The organism is Corynebacterium lubricantis DSM 45231, from assembly GCF_000379425.1.
Lineage (GTDB): Bacteria > Actinomycetota > Actinomycetes > Mycobacteriales > Mycobacteriaceae > Corynebacterium > Corynebacterium lubricantis.
In genome coordinates this window covers 62,479-77,624 of the sequence record NZ_KB902187.1, presented here as the reverse complement: position 1 = coordinate 77,624, position 15,146 = coordinate 62,479, and the positions used below count along the sequence as shown (strand labels likewise).

The following is a 15,146-nucleotide window of genomic DNA, read 5'->3' as shown; positions in this document are numbered from 1 at the left end:
GAGGCTCTGGTGGCGTAAGGAATCCTGTTCCGTCAGCGGTCAGTTCATCGCTGAGTCAACCGCTGGCGGATACACCACTCAAAAGGACTTGACCGCTTTCGCAGGACATCCTGCGCGCGATCAACAAAAAAGTCGATGCTGCGCAGCCCGATTTTCATGCCTTCCTAAGCGTCTATGCCACGCCTTCGGAGAGCCTGTGCGATCGCTTTGCAGAGCTCGATCGCGCTCGCTTCGGCGAGGTCGCAGGTGTCAATGACCGCGGATACTACGAAAATTCCTTCCATTTCCCCAGTTACCTGGACACGAATCCGGTGGCCAAGATCAGCTTCGAGGCTGAATACACGCCGCTGACTCCCGGCGGATTCATGTTCTATGTTGAGGCTCCGAACCTTACCGATAACCCCGCGGCCTTCGAGGCGATTTGGGACGAGGCCTACGACCATGTGGGCTACTTCGGCATCAATTCCCCTGCCGACGTGTGCTTCGTATGCGACTTCGAGGGCGAGTTTACCTGCGATAGACACGGTTATGTGTGCCCCTCGTGTGGGAATCGTGACGAGACCAAGGCCAACGTGATTCGCCGCCTGTGCGGGTACCTCGGCGCGCCGATGAAGCGGCCGGTGGTGGCCGGCAAGCAGGAGGAGATTGCGAGCCGTGTCAAGCATGCTTAACGACGAACGCTCCCGCACCTTCGCCCAAACCGATACCTTTACAATCGCCGACTATAAACCCTTCCAGGTCCTCGACGGTCCGGGGCTGCGCTGCTCGCTGTACGTCAGCTACTGCACATTCAACTGTGCCGGGTGCTACAACAAGGCCGCGCAGAAGAAGGGATACGGCGAAGAATATACCCCTGAACTGGAGGAACGTATCCTCTCGGATCTGGCTAATCCCCATGTCGCGGGGCTGACATTATGCGGCGGCGAGCCGATGCTCAGCGCGAAGTGGCTGCTCCCGCTGGTGACTCGGGTGCGCCGCGAGCTGCCGGAGAAAACCGTGTGGTCCTATACCGGATACCGCTTCGAAATCCTGCGTCAGTTCCGCGACGAACGAGCAGAGCTGCTAAGTCTCCTCGACGTTGTCATCGATGGGCAATTCATTAGGGAACTACGCGACGAAGGCCACTTGCTTCCATTCCGTGGTTCGAGCAATCAGCGACTTATCGACGTGAAATCGTCGTTAAGTACTGGCGATGTGGTCGAACTACAGCAAACCGAGACGATCGAAGCCCTCCGCTAAACCGTCCTCGGTGACATCGGCGACGACGATGTCGGCCTCGGCCTTGACCTCCTCGGTGGCGTTGCCCATGGCCACGCCGGTGGCGCAGACCTGGAACATGGGGATATCGGGGATGGCATCGCCAAACGCTGCGGTGTGCTCGATGCTTTCGCCGAGGTGATCAAGGAGTTTGTGAATAGCAATGTCCTTCGAAATGCCCGCTGGGCGGACATCGCCGAAGAGCTTTTTGCCCTCGTGCCCGCCCCAGGTGCCGTGCTCGAAGCCGGGGAACGTGTCGCGGGTGGCCTCGAAATCCTCCAGAGTGTTCAGCACATAGCTGATCTTGTTCACGTCGTCGCGGTCTTTGTCCTGGCCGACGATGATCCCGTGGAAGGCATCCAAAACTGAGGTGAAATTGGCGCGGTCCTCGGGTTTTGTATACGCATAAACAGCGTCACGGGCGCCCTCCTCGAAGCCGTCGGAGGCATAGAGGCCCGAGTTGGCTTCGAGGTAGTAGACAATGTTTCGCTGCTTGAACCAAGAGCGAAAGGCGCTGACGGAGTTGAGCGGGAGCTTGTTGTGGAAGATCACTTCGCCGTCGGATTCAACGTAGCCGCCATTGGCGCCGATCATGCCGTCGATGTCGAGGTTCCAGATTGCTGCGCTGATTTCTGCTCGCGAGCGACCGGTGTTCACGTAAACGCGGTGTCCGTTCTTGCGGGCGGCCGCAATAGCGTGGCCTGCGGAGTCGGGGATGTGGTTGGTGTAGTCGACCAGGGTTCCATCGATATCGAGAAAGACGATCATGGGTTCAGCCTAGCCAAGGACCGAGCGGAGTAGGGGTGTGATGTGTCACCAACCGATTGACTTTGTGACCAATATTTCTCATACTAAGAACTGTCATACTTTTCTCCTTGAAATGTGGCTTGTGACCCGCAAACGGGGCAAGACCTAAGACATGCACTTACGCATGGCTTGGGTCTTTTTGCATTTTCGGGAGAACCTAATGAAAGGAAGAGGATCCCGATGGCAAATAAAACGGCCTTTGAATCCTTAGCCCAAAACGTGGTCGATGACCTCGGTGGGCCTGACAACATCAAGTCATTTACGCACTGCGCGACCAGGCTGCGTTTCGTGGTCAAAGACAGTGATAAGGCTGATCTTGACGCGGTGAACGAAGTCGACGGCGTGATTACCGCGATCAAAGCTGGTGGCCAGCACCAGGTCGTGGTGGGCAACGACGTGCCTTATGCCTACGAAGCCGTGATGGATATTCCCGGCATGGCCAAGAAGTCGGTGAAGGATCAGACCGACGGCGATGAAGTCGATGAAGAGGAAGAAGGTGAAGGCGAAAAGAAGAGCATTGTCGATAAATTCATCGACCTGATCTCGGCCCTGATCACCCCGCTGATCTGGCCACTGGCCGGTATCGCGCTGGGTAAGGCAGCGCTGACCCTTGCTACCAACTTCAACTGGTTGAACCCAGAATCCACGACGTACATCATCCTCAACGCTGCGTACGACGGATTGTTCTACTTCCTGCCGATGTTCCTGGCGGTCACCGCGGCGAGAAGGTTTAAGTGTAACGAGTTCGTGGCCATGGCCACCGCCGCTGCGCTGCTCTACCCAAGCATCGTCGAGCTTGCTTCTAGCGGTCAGGAGGTCACCTTCTTTGGCATCCCGGTGATCATGATGACCTACTCCTCGTCGGTCATCCCGATTGTTGTAGCCATCTGGGTTCAGAGTTACCTAGAGCGCTGGCTGAACAAGGTACTGCCTTCCTCTATCCGCAACTTCACCACGCCTCTTCTGACCGTGACCGTGATGGTGCCGCTGACTCTGATGACCGTAGGTCCCGCTACCGTGACCCTGTCGAACTGGATCTCCGATGGAATTGGTGTCGTCTTTGAGTACGTTCCATGGTTGGCAGGCGCGCTGCTGGGCGCCTTCTGGCAGGTGTTCGTGATGTTCGGTCTGCACTGGGGCTTCGTTCCAGTGATGCTCAACGACATTGCTACCCAAGGCTTCTCGTACATCACCTCGCCTCTGATGGCTGCAGTGCTGGCGCAGGCTGGCGTCGTTCTGGCAGTTGCACTGCGATCGAAGAACGCTGCTCGTCGTAAAGTGGCCGGTCCAGCCGCACTGTCGGCCTTCCTCGCCGGTATTACGGAACCTGCCGTGTACGGCGTGAACTTGCCGCTGAAGATTCCGTTCTACATTGGTCTTGGCGCAGGCGCCGTCGGCGGCGCCATCATTGGTGCCGGCCGCAACGCTTTCGACGCCTTCGTCTTCCCATCGCTGCTGGCATTCCCAGCAGGCATGAACCATGGTTCCTTTAGCGCACTGGTAATTGGCTCGGCTGTTGCTGCTGTCCTCGGCTTCGTAGTCACCTACTTCGCGATGCCATGGATTGAGAAAAAGTATGACCCGGATGTTAAAAAAGCTACTGCGGAGGCCGCAAAGGATAACCCCTCGGCCATGGCTACAGCAGAAGGCGCAGATTTGAAGGAGACTTCAGCTCAGCCGGTAGCAGCAGGTGCTGGGGCGGGCGCAGCCGCAGCTAGTGTAGCAACCGCTACAGCCACCGAAACTGAAACGGCGACCGCTACCGCGACTGAAACGGCCACTGTCGGCGCGGCCATGGACGGTACCTTGATGCAACTTGACCAGGTACCTGACGAGGTCTTCGCCTCCGGAGCCATGGGTGCAGGTATCGCCATCGAGCCAACGACTGGCGAGGTCTATGCACCGGTCGCAGGCAAGATGGTCGCGGTGCAAAAGACCGGCCACGCTTATGGAATTAAGGGTGATAATGGAGTGGAAGTCCTGGTTCACGTTGGTATCGACACCGTGAAGATGAAGGGCGAAGGATTCGAAACCCTCGTGCAGAAAGGTGACATCGTCGAAGCCGGTCAACTGATTGGCCGCGCAGACCTGAAGGCCATCGAAGCAGCCGGATACCCCGCAACCACCATGGTGATTATCACCAACACCAAGAAACTCGCCGGGGTCACGCCAACAACGGAATCTGGCACAGTGGGCCACGACGACACGATTATTCACATCACGAAGTAGTGGAGAAAGAGGAGTACACCATGACAGTCTCATTCCCAGCCGATTTCCTGTGGGGCGGAGCAACCGCCGCCTGCCAGATTGAAGGCGCCTACAACGAAGGCGGCAAAGGGTTAAGCATCCAAGATGTAATGCCCAATGGCATCAAAACCCCGCCGACACCCGAGCCCACCGAAGACAACCTGACGCTCAAGGGCATTGACTTCTACCGCACCTACGCAGATGATATTGCGCTCTTCGCCGAGATGGGATTCAAGGTGTTCCGCATCTCGATCGCGTGGTCGCGCATTTTCCCGAACGGCGACGACGCGGAACCGAACGAAGAGGGCTTGGCGTTCTACGACAAGGTGCTCGATGAGTTGGAAAAACACGGCATCGAACCACTGGTCACGCTGAGCCACTATGAAACCCCGCTCAACCTTGCCCGCAATTACGGTGGCTGGCGCTCGCGCGAGCTGATCGGATTCTTCGAAAAGTATGCCCGCACCGTCATGGAGCGTTACAAGGGGCGCGTGAAATACTGGCTCACCTTCAACGAAATCAACGCCATTCAGCATGAGCCTTTTATGGCAGGGGCCATCGAGTCGCCTCGCGACGAGCTCTCCGAACAGGAGCTCTACCAGGCGATTCACCACGAAATGGTGGCCTCTGGCTTGGCCACCAAGGTGGCGCACGAGATCGATCCCGACAACCAGGTGGGTTGTATGGTCATCGCCTCGCCACGTTACGGTTTGACCCCAGATCCTGCAGATCAGCGCAAGGCACAGTATGAATCCCAGATTGATTACGCTTTCGGTGATCTTCATGTCTTTGGCGAGTACCCACACACGCTCAAGCGCTACTTCCGTGAGCACGACATCACGCTGGAGATCACCGACGCCGACCGCGAAGCCCTGTCACATACCGTCGACTTTGTCTCCTTTTCCTATTACAACTCGGTCTGCGAAACAGCAGACCCATAGCTTGATGTTTCCGGTGAAGGCAACATCATGGGTGGCGTGCAAAACCCGACCCTCAAGGCTTCGGAATGGGGCTGGCAGATCGACCCGGTGGGCATCAGGATCGCCATGAATAACTTCTTCGACCGGTGGCACAAGCCGCTGTTCATCGTCGAAAACGGTCTCGGCGCCAAGGACGAACTCATCGACGGTGGCCCCGACGGCAAGACTGTCGAGGATGATTACCGCATCTCCTACATGAACGATCACCTCGTTCAGGTGGCCGAAGCAATCAAGGATGAAATTCCTGTCATCGGCTACACCTCCTGGGGTCCAATCGACCTGGTCTCCATGTCCTCGAAGCAGCTGTCTAAGCGCTACGGGTTCATCTACGTCGACCGCCACGACGACGGCACCGGCACTCTGGCGCGCTACCGCAAGAAATCCTTTGACTGGTACAAGGAAGTCATTGCCTCTAACGGCGAGAGCCTCGTCGAGAAGTGAAAACCAACGATAGGAAAGGAACACAGATGTCCGTGACATTTCCCGAAGGATTCCTCTGGGGCGGCGCCACCGCCGCGAACCAGATCGAGGGCGCGTACGACGAGGGCGGCAAGGGCCTGGAGATTCGCGACGTGCTACCGAAAGGCCTTCACCAGGCACCCACGGAAGGCCCGACGCCGGAAAACCTCACGCTCGAGGCGATTGATTTCTACCACCGCTACCCGGAGGACATCGCGCTGTTCGCCGAGATGGGGTTCAAGGTGTTCCGCATCTCCATCGCGTGGTCGCGTATCTTCCCCAACGGCGACGAGGCAGAACCGAATGAGGAAGGCCTCGCTTTCTACGATCGGGTTTTCGACGAGATGGAAAAGTACGGGATGGAGCCGCTGGTGACGTTGAGTCACTACGAGACCCCGCTGCACCTCGCTCGCGAGTACGGCGGTTGGCGCTCCCGCGAACTGATCGGGTTTTTCGAGAAGTTCGCCCGTACCGTCATGCAGCGTTATAAAGGTCGCGTGAAGTATTGGCTGACCTTTAACGAGGTCAACGCCATTTTGCACAACCCGTTCACCGCCGGCGGCATCGAGGTGCCGCGCGAGGAACTTTCGGAGCAAGAGCTTTACCAGGCTGTGCACCACGAGCTTGTGGCTTCTGGCCTGGCCACGAAGGTGGCGCACGAGATCGACCCAGAGAACAAGGTCGGCTGCATGATCATCGCCATCCCGCGCTACGGGCTCACCCCGGACCCTGCAGATCAACGCAAGGCGCAATACGAATCGCAGATGGATTATGCCTTCGGTGATATCCACGTCCGCGGTCAGTACCCGGGCTACATGATGCGCTACTTCCGCGAGCACGACATCGAGTTGGACATCACCGACGCGGACCGTGAGGCGCTGACCCATACCGTGGATTTCGTGTCCTTCTCCTATTACATGTCGGTGTGCGAGACCGCCGACCCCGACAAGGATGTCAAGGGTGAGGGCAACGTCGTCGGTGGTGTGCCGAACCCAACGCTGAAGGCTTCCGAGTGGGGCTGGCAGATCGATCCCGTGGGTCTGCGCATCATTCTTAACGATTATTGGGACCGCTGGCAGAAGCCACTGTTCATCGTCGAAAATGGGCTCGGCGCCAAAGACGAACTCGTCGACGGCGGCCCCGACGGCAAAACCGTCGAGGATGATTACCGCATCGACTACCTCAACGATCACCTCGTGCAGGTAGGAGAGGCCATCGACGACGGCGTGGAGCTGATGGGTTACACCACCTGGGGTCCGATCGATCTGGTGGCCATGTCCACGGCGCAGATGTCGAAGCGTTATGGTTTCATCTATGTCGATCGCAACGACGATGGCTCCGGTACGCTGGAACGGTATAAGAAAAAGTCATTCGCCTGGTACAAGGAAGTTATTGCTACGAATGGCGCTAGCTTAAAGGCTTAAGTGATCGTTCCGCATGAAAACTCTGAGAGTTTTAAACAACAACGTTGTCCTCGCGCTCCGCGATGACAACGTTGCTGTTGTGGTCACCGGGTTGGGTATCGGGCACAAGGCAAAGCCAGGATCGCTTATCGACGAAGGTCGGATCCAACAAGTCTTCGTTCCCGAAAATAACCGGGATTCCGATCATTTGGCTGAGCTGGTTGCCGCGATTCCGCTCGATTATGTGGAGCTTGCCTCGCGTCTGCTCGATCCCGCCGAGATCAGTCTGGAGCAACCGATGGGTTCCGCAACGGTGGTGGCGCTGGCCGACCACCTGCAGATGGCGGTGCATTGGCATCGGCTTTCGCCTAAGGAGCGCGATAAATCGCACCCGCTGGCCGCGGAAGTGACGCACTTATATCCGCAGGAGCTTTCCTCGGCACGTCGGATTATTACCGCCGCGAACTCGTGGTTGGAGTCTCGGGGCGAGCAGCATCTGCCCGAATCGGAGTCGATTTCGATAGCGTTACACCTGGTCAATGCGGGTTTCCGCTCGGGCGACCTCGCTGAGACCTACGCCATGACCGGCCTGTTTGGCCAGCTTTTCGACGAGATCGATGACGCCTTCGGCATCACCCTCGACCGTCAATCGGTCAACTCCGCTAGGTTTATTACCCACATGCGATACTTTTTCGTCCGCGCCCACGAGGACAAGCAGATCAATAATGACATCTCGGTGCTGCGCCGTTCACTGGCGTTGGAGCACCCAGATGCGGTGCGGTGCGGTGCGCGGCCCACCTAGCCGAGTTGCTTGAGTTGCGCCTGGGCACCAAACTCACTGAGGACGAGGAATCCTACCTCGCCCTGCACGTGGCGCGTTTAGTCCACGATCCTGACCAGAACTGATTCTTAGCCCATCTTGGAGTAAAACTTGCCCACGATGGGCGCGATCACGCCACGCGGGCCATAGGATCCGACAAAATCCATTGCCTTGGACAGGGGGCCGGGGACGACGCGGCGCTTGTTTTTCGCCATGCCTTCCAAGGTTTCCTGCGAGCAGGACTCATAGGTCGTCCACAAGAAACCCGGTACAACCTTGTCCACGATGGATTGCTCTTCCGCGGGTACTTCCGCTTCGCGCACTGGGCCCGGAGCGAGCAGCGTGACGTGGATGCCTTGCTTCTTCAGCTCATAGTGCAAGGCCTCGGTAAAAGCATTCACGCCAGCTTTGGTAAACACGTAGGTGGCGTTATTCGGAATCGGGATGTTTCCGGCTGCCGAACCCACGTTACAAATAGCGCCCTGTTTGCGGGGCACCATTTGCTCCAAGACTGCCTTGGTAAGTCGGAAAACAGCAGTGGCGTTGAGATTGTATTGGTTGACCTCGTAGCCCCAGTCCTGCTCGATAAAAGGACCAAAGGAAGCGATCCCCGCGCTGTTGATGCAGAGAGTGACCTTGCGGGCCTCGAGCTCGTCGATAAGCTTTGTCACCGCGTCGTAGTCAGACAGGTCGGCTGCGTGCACGACGACCTCGACACCGTGAGCAGCCTCGAGCTCGTCCGCGAGAGTGCGCAGGACGTCCTCGCGCCGGGCCACGATGATCAAGTTGTAGCCGGCTTTGGCCAGATCGCGGGCCATGGCTGCGCCGATACCTTGGCTGGCGCCGGTGACAAGCGCGTATGAATCAACGGACGGTTGTGGGAATGTCATGGGGCAATGGTAGCGCGATTGTCTTTTACCACGCTGAAGATGTCGCCGGGCTGACAATCGAGGGCATCACACAACGCGGCGAGGACCTCGAAACGGATGGCTTTGGCGCGGTCGTTTTTGAGCACGGAGAGATTGACCGGGGTGATCCCGATCTGTTCCGCGAGCGCGACGCCACTGATTCCGCGCAGTTCCATGAGCCGGTCGATGTGGCAGATGACCCTAGACACTGTGATGAACCTTACTATCCATTATTGGATCGTATGATAGAAATTATCGAGGTTCTGGCTTTTGTGATTTTTAGGTTTCTGTGGCGGAGTCTGGCCGGAAGTCGGGGGAAAGCGGACCTAATGCACCGCGAAAAATAAAACCGCAGGTCGCGCAATAGTGATATCTTGCAAAGTGCACGTCGTTGAAGATTAAAGTAAAAAAGTGTGCGATTCCAAATGTTTAATGTTTGAAATCGCACACATAAGTGCCCCCAGCAGGATTCGAACCCGCGACCGATCGGGTAGAAGCCGATTGCTCTAATCCACTGAGCTATGGAGGCGTGCCACAGCAAGCTTTCAAAGCTAGCTAAAGCAGCGCACAACAGTGTAGCGCATTTAGTTCTCGCGACCGACTTTGAGTAGCTCTTCAAAGAGATACTGGGCCGCAGGGGAGAGAGTGCGCTGCTGAAGATGGAACGCCACGGCGCCTGCAGGCGGTAAGGGGTCCGCGATGCGCTTCAGTGTGAGCTGGCTACCGGCCATCGTGGAAGCGTTTTCACTCATCAGGGCAACGCCGACACCTCCTGCTACCAGCGGGATGGCAGCATGCATGGTTGAGGTGTGAATGATGCGCTGTGGTTTCGTCGATGGATCCTTGTCCCACAGGTCTTCCATCATCGGGGTGAGATCGGCGAATTTCTGCCCGCCGAAAGGCAGAATGAGGGTTTCTCCGACAAGGTCCTTCAAGGAGACAGTCTCGGGGAGGTGACTGAGACGTTCCGGGACGGCGAGGCGGTACTCCAGATCAGAGACATGCTCGACGGAGAAAACCGTGCGGTAGTGCGCGATAAATTCCTTGGGCTCAGCGAGGGCCACTAGGCCGATATCTGATTTCCCTGTCTCTACGTACTCAATGGCGGTCGTAGGCTTGGGGTCTTCCAGGGAAATATCCAAGGAAGGGTGCGCCTCAAGGACGCGGTGTAAAACTTCGGGCATGAAATCCCAATTAAAAACCGGCATCGACGCAATTCGCACCGAGCCGAAGATGCCTGCGGTGATGTCGCTGACGCGGCGCTGTGCATCGTCGAAAAGCGAGTCCATGCGACTTGCCACTTGGTAGAGGTACTTGCCGGCTTCTGTGGGAGTTGCGCCGGCGCGGTTGCGATTGAGTAGGTGTGCTTCGAGGTCGTCTTCGAGTTTGCGAATAGCAAGTGACAGCGATGGTTGTGTCAGTCCAAGTGACTCTGCAGCTTTGGTAAAAGAACCTGTGTCCACCACTGTGCGAAAATAATGTAGCTGCCGAGAATCCATGAGTCGAGATACTACCATCGGTTTATGAATGGACCGTGTGGGGCGACGGTTCGGTAACTACCGCGATGGGAAGTATCGTGTCAATCATGTCTACAAAACAAGCGGTCAAGGCTAGCTGGCCGATATATCTTGTTGCAATTCTGATCGGCGCGATCATCGCCGGTTCGATCTCCTACTCCTTCCTTGCAGAATCCCTCGCAGCATTGGGCATCCCAGATCCGGGCCCGGCGACAACCTTCGGCCTCCCAGCCTTGCGCGCCGTGGCATGGTTGCTGGCGGCGCTGTCGATTGGCTCCTTTCTATTTTCTGCATTTTTGATCCCGCCAGACAACAAAAACCTGCGCGACGCCAGGCTGACCGTCGACGGACATATCGCCGCGCGCACAGGTGCTTCGGCGGCGCTGGGCCTGGCGGTAATTGCTGCGATCATGATCCCGATGGTGCTCTCGGACGTGTCGGGTACACCTCTAGCGCAAGTACTCTTCCAGCCAACGGCCTGGGTAACGGCGGTACAACAGGTGGCTGAATCCGCGGTGTGGGGAATCGTCGCTGTGATTTCCCTGGTGGTTGCCCTGTGTGGCTATATCTTTGCCACCTGGATGTCGCAGCCACCGATGTTTATCGCGTCGATCCTGATGATCATCCCGCTGGGCATGGAGGGACACGCTGCAACCGGTGGAGACCATGACTACGGCACCAACGCCTACCTGTGGCACCTTGTCTTCATCATGGTGTGGATCGGCGGGCTCTTCGCCCTGATTGCGCACGGCCGGCGCCTCGGCCCTCACATGGAAAAGGCCGTGGCCAGGTACTCACGCATTGCGCTCTTCGCGTTCCTTGCCGTGACTATCTCCGGGCTTATTTCCATGGTCATCCGCATTGAATTATCGGACCTGTTTACTACTCGCTACGGCCTGATCATCGTGGCGAAGATGGTGGGCACCGTCATCGTGGGCTTGCTCGGGTTCGCGCATCGCCAGATCACCATTCCAAAACTTGGCACCGATCGCTTTGCCTTCACGCGGCTCGCCGCCGTCGAAGTGGTGGTCATGGCCGCTATCACAGGTATTGCCGTGACCATGGGCCGCACCCCGCCACCGCCGCCACGCGACCCGAACCTGACCGCCATGCAGATCCAGATGGGCTACAACCTCTACGAGCCACCATCAATCGCGGCAACATTTACCAACTGGCGCTTCGAAGTGTTGTTCACCGTCATCGCCATCCTGCTTGCCGTCTATTACTTGCACCTCGTGCGCCGCGTCCCGAATTGGAACAAGAAGTACACCGCCTGGTGGCTTCTGGGCTGCATCGCGTTGGGTGTCACCATGTCCTCGGGCATGGGCATGTACATGCCAGCGGCCTACTCCATGCACATGGTCGTGCACATGATCTTGTCCATGGTGGTGCCAGTGTTCTTGGTCCTCGGCGCACCTTTGACGTTGATCCGCGAAGCGTACCCCGCCGACGAATTCAATCCACGAGCCTGGGCTGAGGCCTTCCAGAACTCAAAGTTCCTGGAAATTTTCACCCATCCACTGATTTCTACCGTGCAGTTCCTGTCGGTCTTTTATGTCATCTATGTCTTCCCAGACCTGTACGCGGTGGCTATTTCCGAACACGCGGGCCACGTCATCATGAATACCGCGTTCCTGGTTTCGGGCTACTTCTACTTCTGGGAGCTCGTCGGCCCGGACTATATCCGTGGCCGCAAATCCACCCCGGTGCGCCTGGCTGTGTTGTTTGTTTCCATGCCAATTCACCTGTTCATGGGTGTTTACCTGATGCAGATGACCTCCGTGTTGGGTGAAGATTTCTACACTTCCCTCATGCTGCCATGGAACCCTGATCTCCACTCCGACCAGCGCACGGGCGGCGGAATTGCCTGGGCGTCCGGTTCCTTCCCGCTGGCGCTTGTCATCGGTATTTTGCTGGTTACTTGGCGCCGAGAGGACAAGAGCCAGTCCGTCGAGGTGGACGAGAAGCTCGACGCCGAGGGCGACGACGAGTGGGAGTCCTACAACGAGATGCTCGCCACCTATTCTCAGGGTGGGCAAGGTGCCCAGCCACGCGTATCGACGAGTGCCTGGACCGGCGCGAAACCCGAAGAAACCGAGATGCTTGGTCTAGGCGGCAACCTGCCGGGCAACAAAAAGAACGGGCCAAAGATCGCTTTACGACGAGACGCCGACGCCTCCGATAAGCAGCCTGAGGATGGATCAGATAAATCCGACTCCGGCAACTCGAACTAATTTAGACTGACGAAATCTGTGGATAACTAAGTGTTATCCACAGATTTTTTCTGCCCAAAATCGCGACGTCAAGATCCGGGCAACAATGAGGGTCACCACCACCAATCACGACATTTCAAGGAGACCACCATGGCACAAATTCCCGTCACCATTTCCGGAAACCTCACCGCTGACCCAGAGTTCACCAAGTTCGATACCGGCACCACCTTGTGCCGGCTCCGTATCGCCTCCAGTCGTCGCGCACGAGTCAAGGTGACCAAACCAGTCCCGCAGAATAACCAGCAGCAAAGCTCGGCCGGGACGAGCAGCTACGGGGAGCTGGGGGCGGACGCGCCAACTCCTCGTTTCACCGAGGAATATCAGTGGACTGACGTGGACAACTTGTTCATTGACGCAGAATGCTGGGGCGAACTGGCCACCAACACGGGAGCATCCTTGAAGAAGGGCATGCCCGTGGTGGCCACCGGTTACCTTGTGACTGATTCCTGGAAGGTCAAAGACGATCGCGCTGAGGGCGGGGAAGCAACACGTAGTCGCATCAAGTTGCGCGCCGACCAGATCAGCTTTGAGATGAGCAGGTACCAACTCGCCAGCGCAAAAACCACCAACAGTGCACACACCCCGACTGGGATGGACGATATTCAGGTGCGTAGCGCAGACGACTTGGCGCAGCCGTCCATCACAGACACCGAGGCAGATGCCTATGCGGCCTCGGCGCGTGCCGGTAGCGAACACGTGGGGGACTATGCCACGGATCAAGTCCATAGCGAGGCACCGTTCTAAAGGTTGTGATGTACCCTTTGGTGTAGATAATCGCACTCTTACACAAAGGGGTTTTCGTGGCCGAATTCATCTACACGATGAAGAATGTTCGTCGGGCCATCGGTGACAAGGTCATTTTGGATGACGTCACCATGTCCTTCTACCCAGGCGCCAAAATTGGTGTCGTGGGCCCTAACGGCGCGGGTAAATCGTCGCTGTTGAAGATCATGGCGGGAATTGATCAGCCAAACAACGGTGAGGCATTCCTGGACCCAGGTGCCACGGTAGGCATCCTGCTCCAGGAGCCACCTCTCAACGAGGAGAAGACTGTCCGTGAAAACGTCGAGGAAGGTCTCGGCGACATCATGGAGAAGAAGCAGCGCTTCGAAGAGATCGCCGAAGAAATGGCGACCAATTACACCGACGAGCTCATGGAAGAAATGGGCAAGCTGCAAGAAGAGCTTGACGCAGCTGACGCATGGGAGGTCGACTCGAAGATTGAGCAGGCCATGGATGCCCTGCGTTGCCCACCTGCCGATGAACCAGTTACCCACCTGTCTGGTGGCGAGCGTCGTCGCGTAGCACTGGCAAAGCTCCTGCTGGCTGAGCCAGACCTGCTGCTGCTCGACGAGCCTACCAACCACCTGGACGCCGAGTCTGTGCTCTGGTTGGAGAAGCACCTTCAGTCGTATCCTGGTGCCGTTCTGGCTATTACCCACGACCGTTACTTCCTGGACAACGTCGCGGAATGGATCTGTGAAGTTGACCGCGGCAAGCTCTACCCTTACGAGGGCAACTACTCCACCTACCTGGAGAAGAAGGCAGAGCGTCTCGAAGTTGCAGGCCAGAAGGATCAGAAGCTGCAGAAGCGACTGAAGGACGAACTGGCCTGGGTCCGCTCGTCGCCAAAGGCACGCCAGGCGAAGAACAAGGCTCGTCTGGAGCGCTACGAAGAGATGGCCTCCGAGGCGGAGAAGTACAAGAAGCTGGACTTTGAAGAAATCCAGATTCCAACTCCTCCACGCCTGGGTAACAAGGTCGTTGAAGTTGAGCACCTGGACAAGGGCTTCGATGGCCGTGTCTTGATCAAGGATCTCTCCTTCACGCTGCCACGCAACGGCATCGTCGGTGTGATTGGCCCCAACGGTGTGGGTAAGTCCACCCTGTTCAAAACCATTGTGGGTCTGGAACAGCCGGACGCCGGCACCGTGGAAATCGGGGACACCGTCAAGCTGTCCTACGTTGACCAGGGACGAGAGAACCTTGACCCGGAGAAGAACGTCTGGGAGACGGTCTCCGATGGCCTGGACTACATCATCGTTGGCCAGAACGAAATGCCATCGCGCGCATACGTCTCGGCCTTCGGTTTCAAGGGCGCGGATCAGCAGAAGAAGTCCGGTGTGCTCTCCGGTGGTGAGCGCAACCGCTTGAACCTGGCGCTGACCTTGAAGCAGGGCGGAAACTTGATTCTGCTCGATGAGCCGACAAACGACTTGGACGTGGAAACCCTCGGTTCCCTGGAAAACGCGCTGCAGAAGTTCCCTGGCTGTGCCGTGGTTATTTCGCACGACCGTTGGTTCCTGGACCGCACCTGTACTCACATCCTTGCCTGGGAGGGCAACGTTGAGGAAGGCCAGTGGTACTGGTTCGAGGGCAACTTCGGTGATTACGAGAAGAACAAGGTGGAGCGCCTCGGCGAAGAGGCAGCTAAGCCATCTCGAGTCACTCACCGAAAGCTAACGCGTTAATATC

12 protein-coding genes, 1 tRNA gene and 1 pseudogene are annotated in these 15,146 nt (G+C 57.4%); 9 read left to right on the top strand and 5 right to left on the bottom strand.

Going from position 1 to position 15,146, the window contains the following annotated elements:
* Positions 1–107: 107 nt before the first annotated feature.
* Positions 108–671 (top strand): anaerobic ribonucleoside-triphosphate reductase, encoded by a 564-nt coding sequence (gene nrdD, locus A37O_RS16075; RefSeq protein WP_342661947.1) that lies wholly within the window; start codon positions 108–110, stop codon positions 669–671.
* The gene (nrdG, locus tag A37O_RS0104550) at positions 664–1,239 is read left to right on the top strand and encodes an anaerobic ribonucleoside-triphosphate reductase activating protein (RefSeq protein WP_018296310.1); all 576 of its coding nucleotides are present in this window, start codon (positions 664–666) and stop codon (positions 1,237–1,239) included. The genes nrdD and nrdG overlap by 8 nt, the downstream gene beginning before the upstream one ends.
* Here nrdG and A37O_RS14660 read toward each other — a convergent pair.
* On the bottom strand, positions 1,204–2,025 hold the full coding sequence (locus A37O_RS14660) for a Cof-type HAD-IIB family hydrolase (RefSeq protein ID WP_018296309.1): 822 nt from the start codon (positions 2,023–2,025) through the stop codon (positions 1,204–1,206). The two genes, nrdG and A37O_RS14660, sit on opposite strands and share 36 nt — an antisense overlap.
* Positions 2,026–2,244: 219 nt before the next feature.
* Here A37O_RS14660 and A37O_RS0104530 point away from each other — a divergent pair, with 219 nt between their 5' ends.
* From A37O_RS0104530 to A37O_RS15650, 4 genes and pseudogenes are all read left to right on the top strand, one after another.
* Positions 2,245–4,293, top strand: coding sequence for a glucose PTS transporter subunit IIA (locus A37O_RS0104530; protein WP_018296308.1), 2,049 nt, complete (start codon positions 2,245–2,247; stop codon positions 4,291–4,293).
* Between the two features lie 20 nt (positions 4,294–4,313).
* Positions 4,314–5,732, top strand: a pseudogene (locus A37O_RS15655) (glycoside hydrolase family 1 protein).
* A 26-nt stretch (positions 5,733–5,758) separates the two neighbouring features.
* Complete coding sequence (locus A37O_RS0104520) at positions 5,759–7,174, top strand: glycoside hydrolase family 1 protein (protein WP_018296305.1); 1,416 nt, start codon at positions 5,759–5,761, stop codon at positions 7,172–7,174.
* Between the two features lie 13 nt (positions 7,175–7,187).
* Positions 7,188–7,955, top strand: coding sequence for a CAT RNA binding domain-containing protein (locus tag A37O_RS15650; RefSeq protein ID WP_245533790.1), 768 nt, complete (start codon positions 7,188–7,190; stop codon positions 7,953–7,955).
* Positions 7,956–8,062: 107 nt separating this feature from the next.
* Here the strand turns inward: A37O_RS15650 and cmrA are convergent, their stop codons facing one another.
* The 4 genes from cmrA to A37O_RS0104490 all read right to left on the bottom strand — a co-directional run bounded on the left by cmrA (position 8,063) and on the right by A37O_RS0104490 (position 10,380).
* The gene (gene cmrA / locus A37O_RS0104505) at positions 8,063–8,863 is read right to left on the bottom strand and encodes a mycolate reductase (protein WP_018296304.1); all 801 of its coding nucleotides are present in this window, start codon (positions 8,861–8,863) and stop codon (positions 8,063–8,065) included.
* Entirely contained in the window at positions 8,860–9,090 is a 231-nt protein-coding gene (locus A37O_RS16070) for a helix-turn-helix domain-containing protein (protein WP_083912587.1), read from the bottom strand. Before A37O_RS16070 ends, cmrA begins: the two co-directional genes overlap by 4 nt.
* 246 nt (positions 9,091–9,336) lie before the next feature.
* Positions 9,337–9,410, bottom strand: a tRNA-Arg gene (locus A37O_RS0104495).
* Positions 9,411–9,465: 55 nt separating this feature from the next.
* Positions 9,466–10,380 (bottom strand): LysR family transcriptional regulator, encoded by a 915-nt coding sequence (locus A37O_RS0104490; RefSeq protein ID WP_018296302.1) that lies wholly within the window; start codon positions 10,378–10,380, stop codon positions 9,466–9,468.
* Positions 10,381–10,466: 86 nt separating this feature from the next.
* Here A37O_RS0104490 and A37O_RS0104485 point away from each other — a divergent pair, with 86 nt between their 5' ends.
* The 3 genes from A37O_RS0104485 (at position 10,467) to ettA (ending at position 15,142) form a co-directional block, all read left to right on the top strand.
* Entirely contained in the window at positions 10,467–12,632 is a 2,166-nt protein-coding gene (locus tag A37O_RS0104485) for a bifunctional copper resistance protein CopD/cytochrome c oxidase assembly protein (RefSeq protein ID WP_051077951.1), read from the top strand.
* A 129-nt stretch (positions 12,633–12,761) separates the two neighbouring features.
* On the top strand, positions 12,762–13,415 hold the full coding sequence (locus A37O_RS14645) for a single-stranded DNA-binding protein (RefSeq protein ID WP_018296300.1): 654 nt from the start codon (positions 12,762–12,764) through the stop codon (positions 13,413–13,415).
* A 56-nt stretch (positions 13,416–13,471) separates the two neighbouring features.
* On the top strand, positions 13,472–15,142 hold the full coding sequence (gene ettA, locus A37O_RS0104475) for an energy-dependent translational throttle protein EttA (protein ID WP_018296299.1): 1,671 nt from the start codon (positions 13,472–13,474) through the stop codon (positions 15,140–15,142).
* The last annotated feature ends 4 nt before the right edge of the window (positions 15,143–15,146 follow it).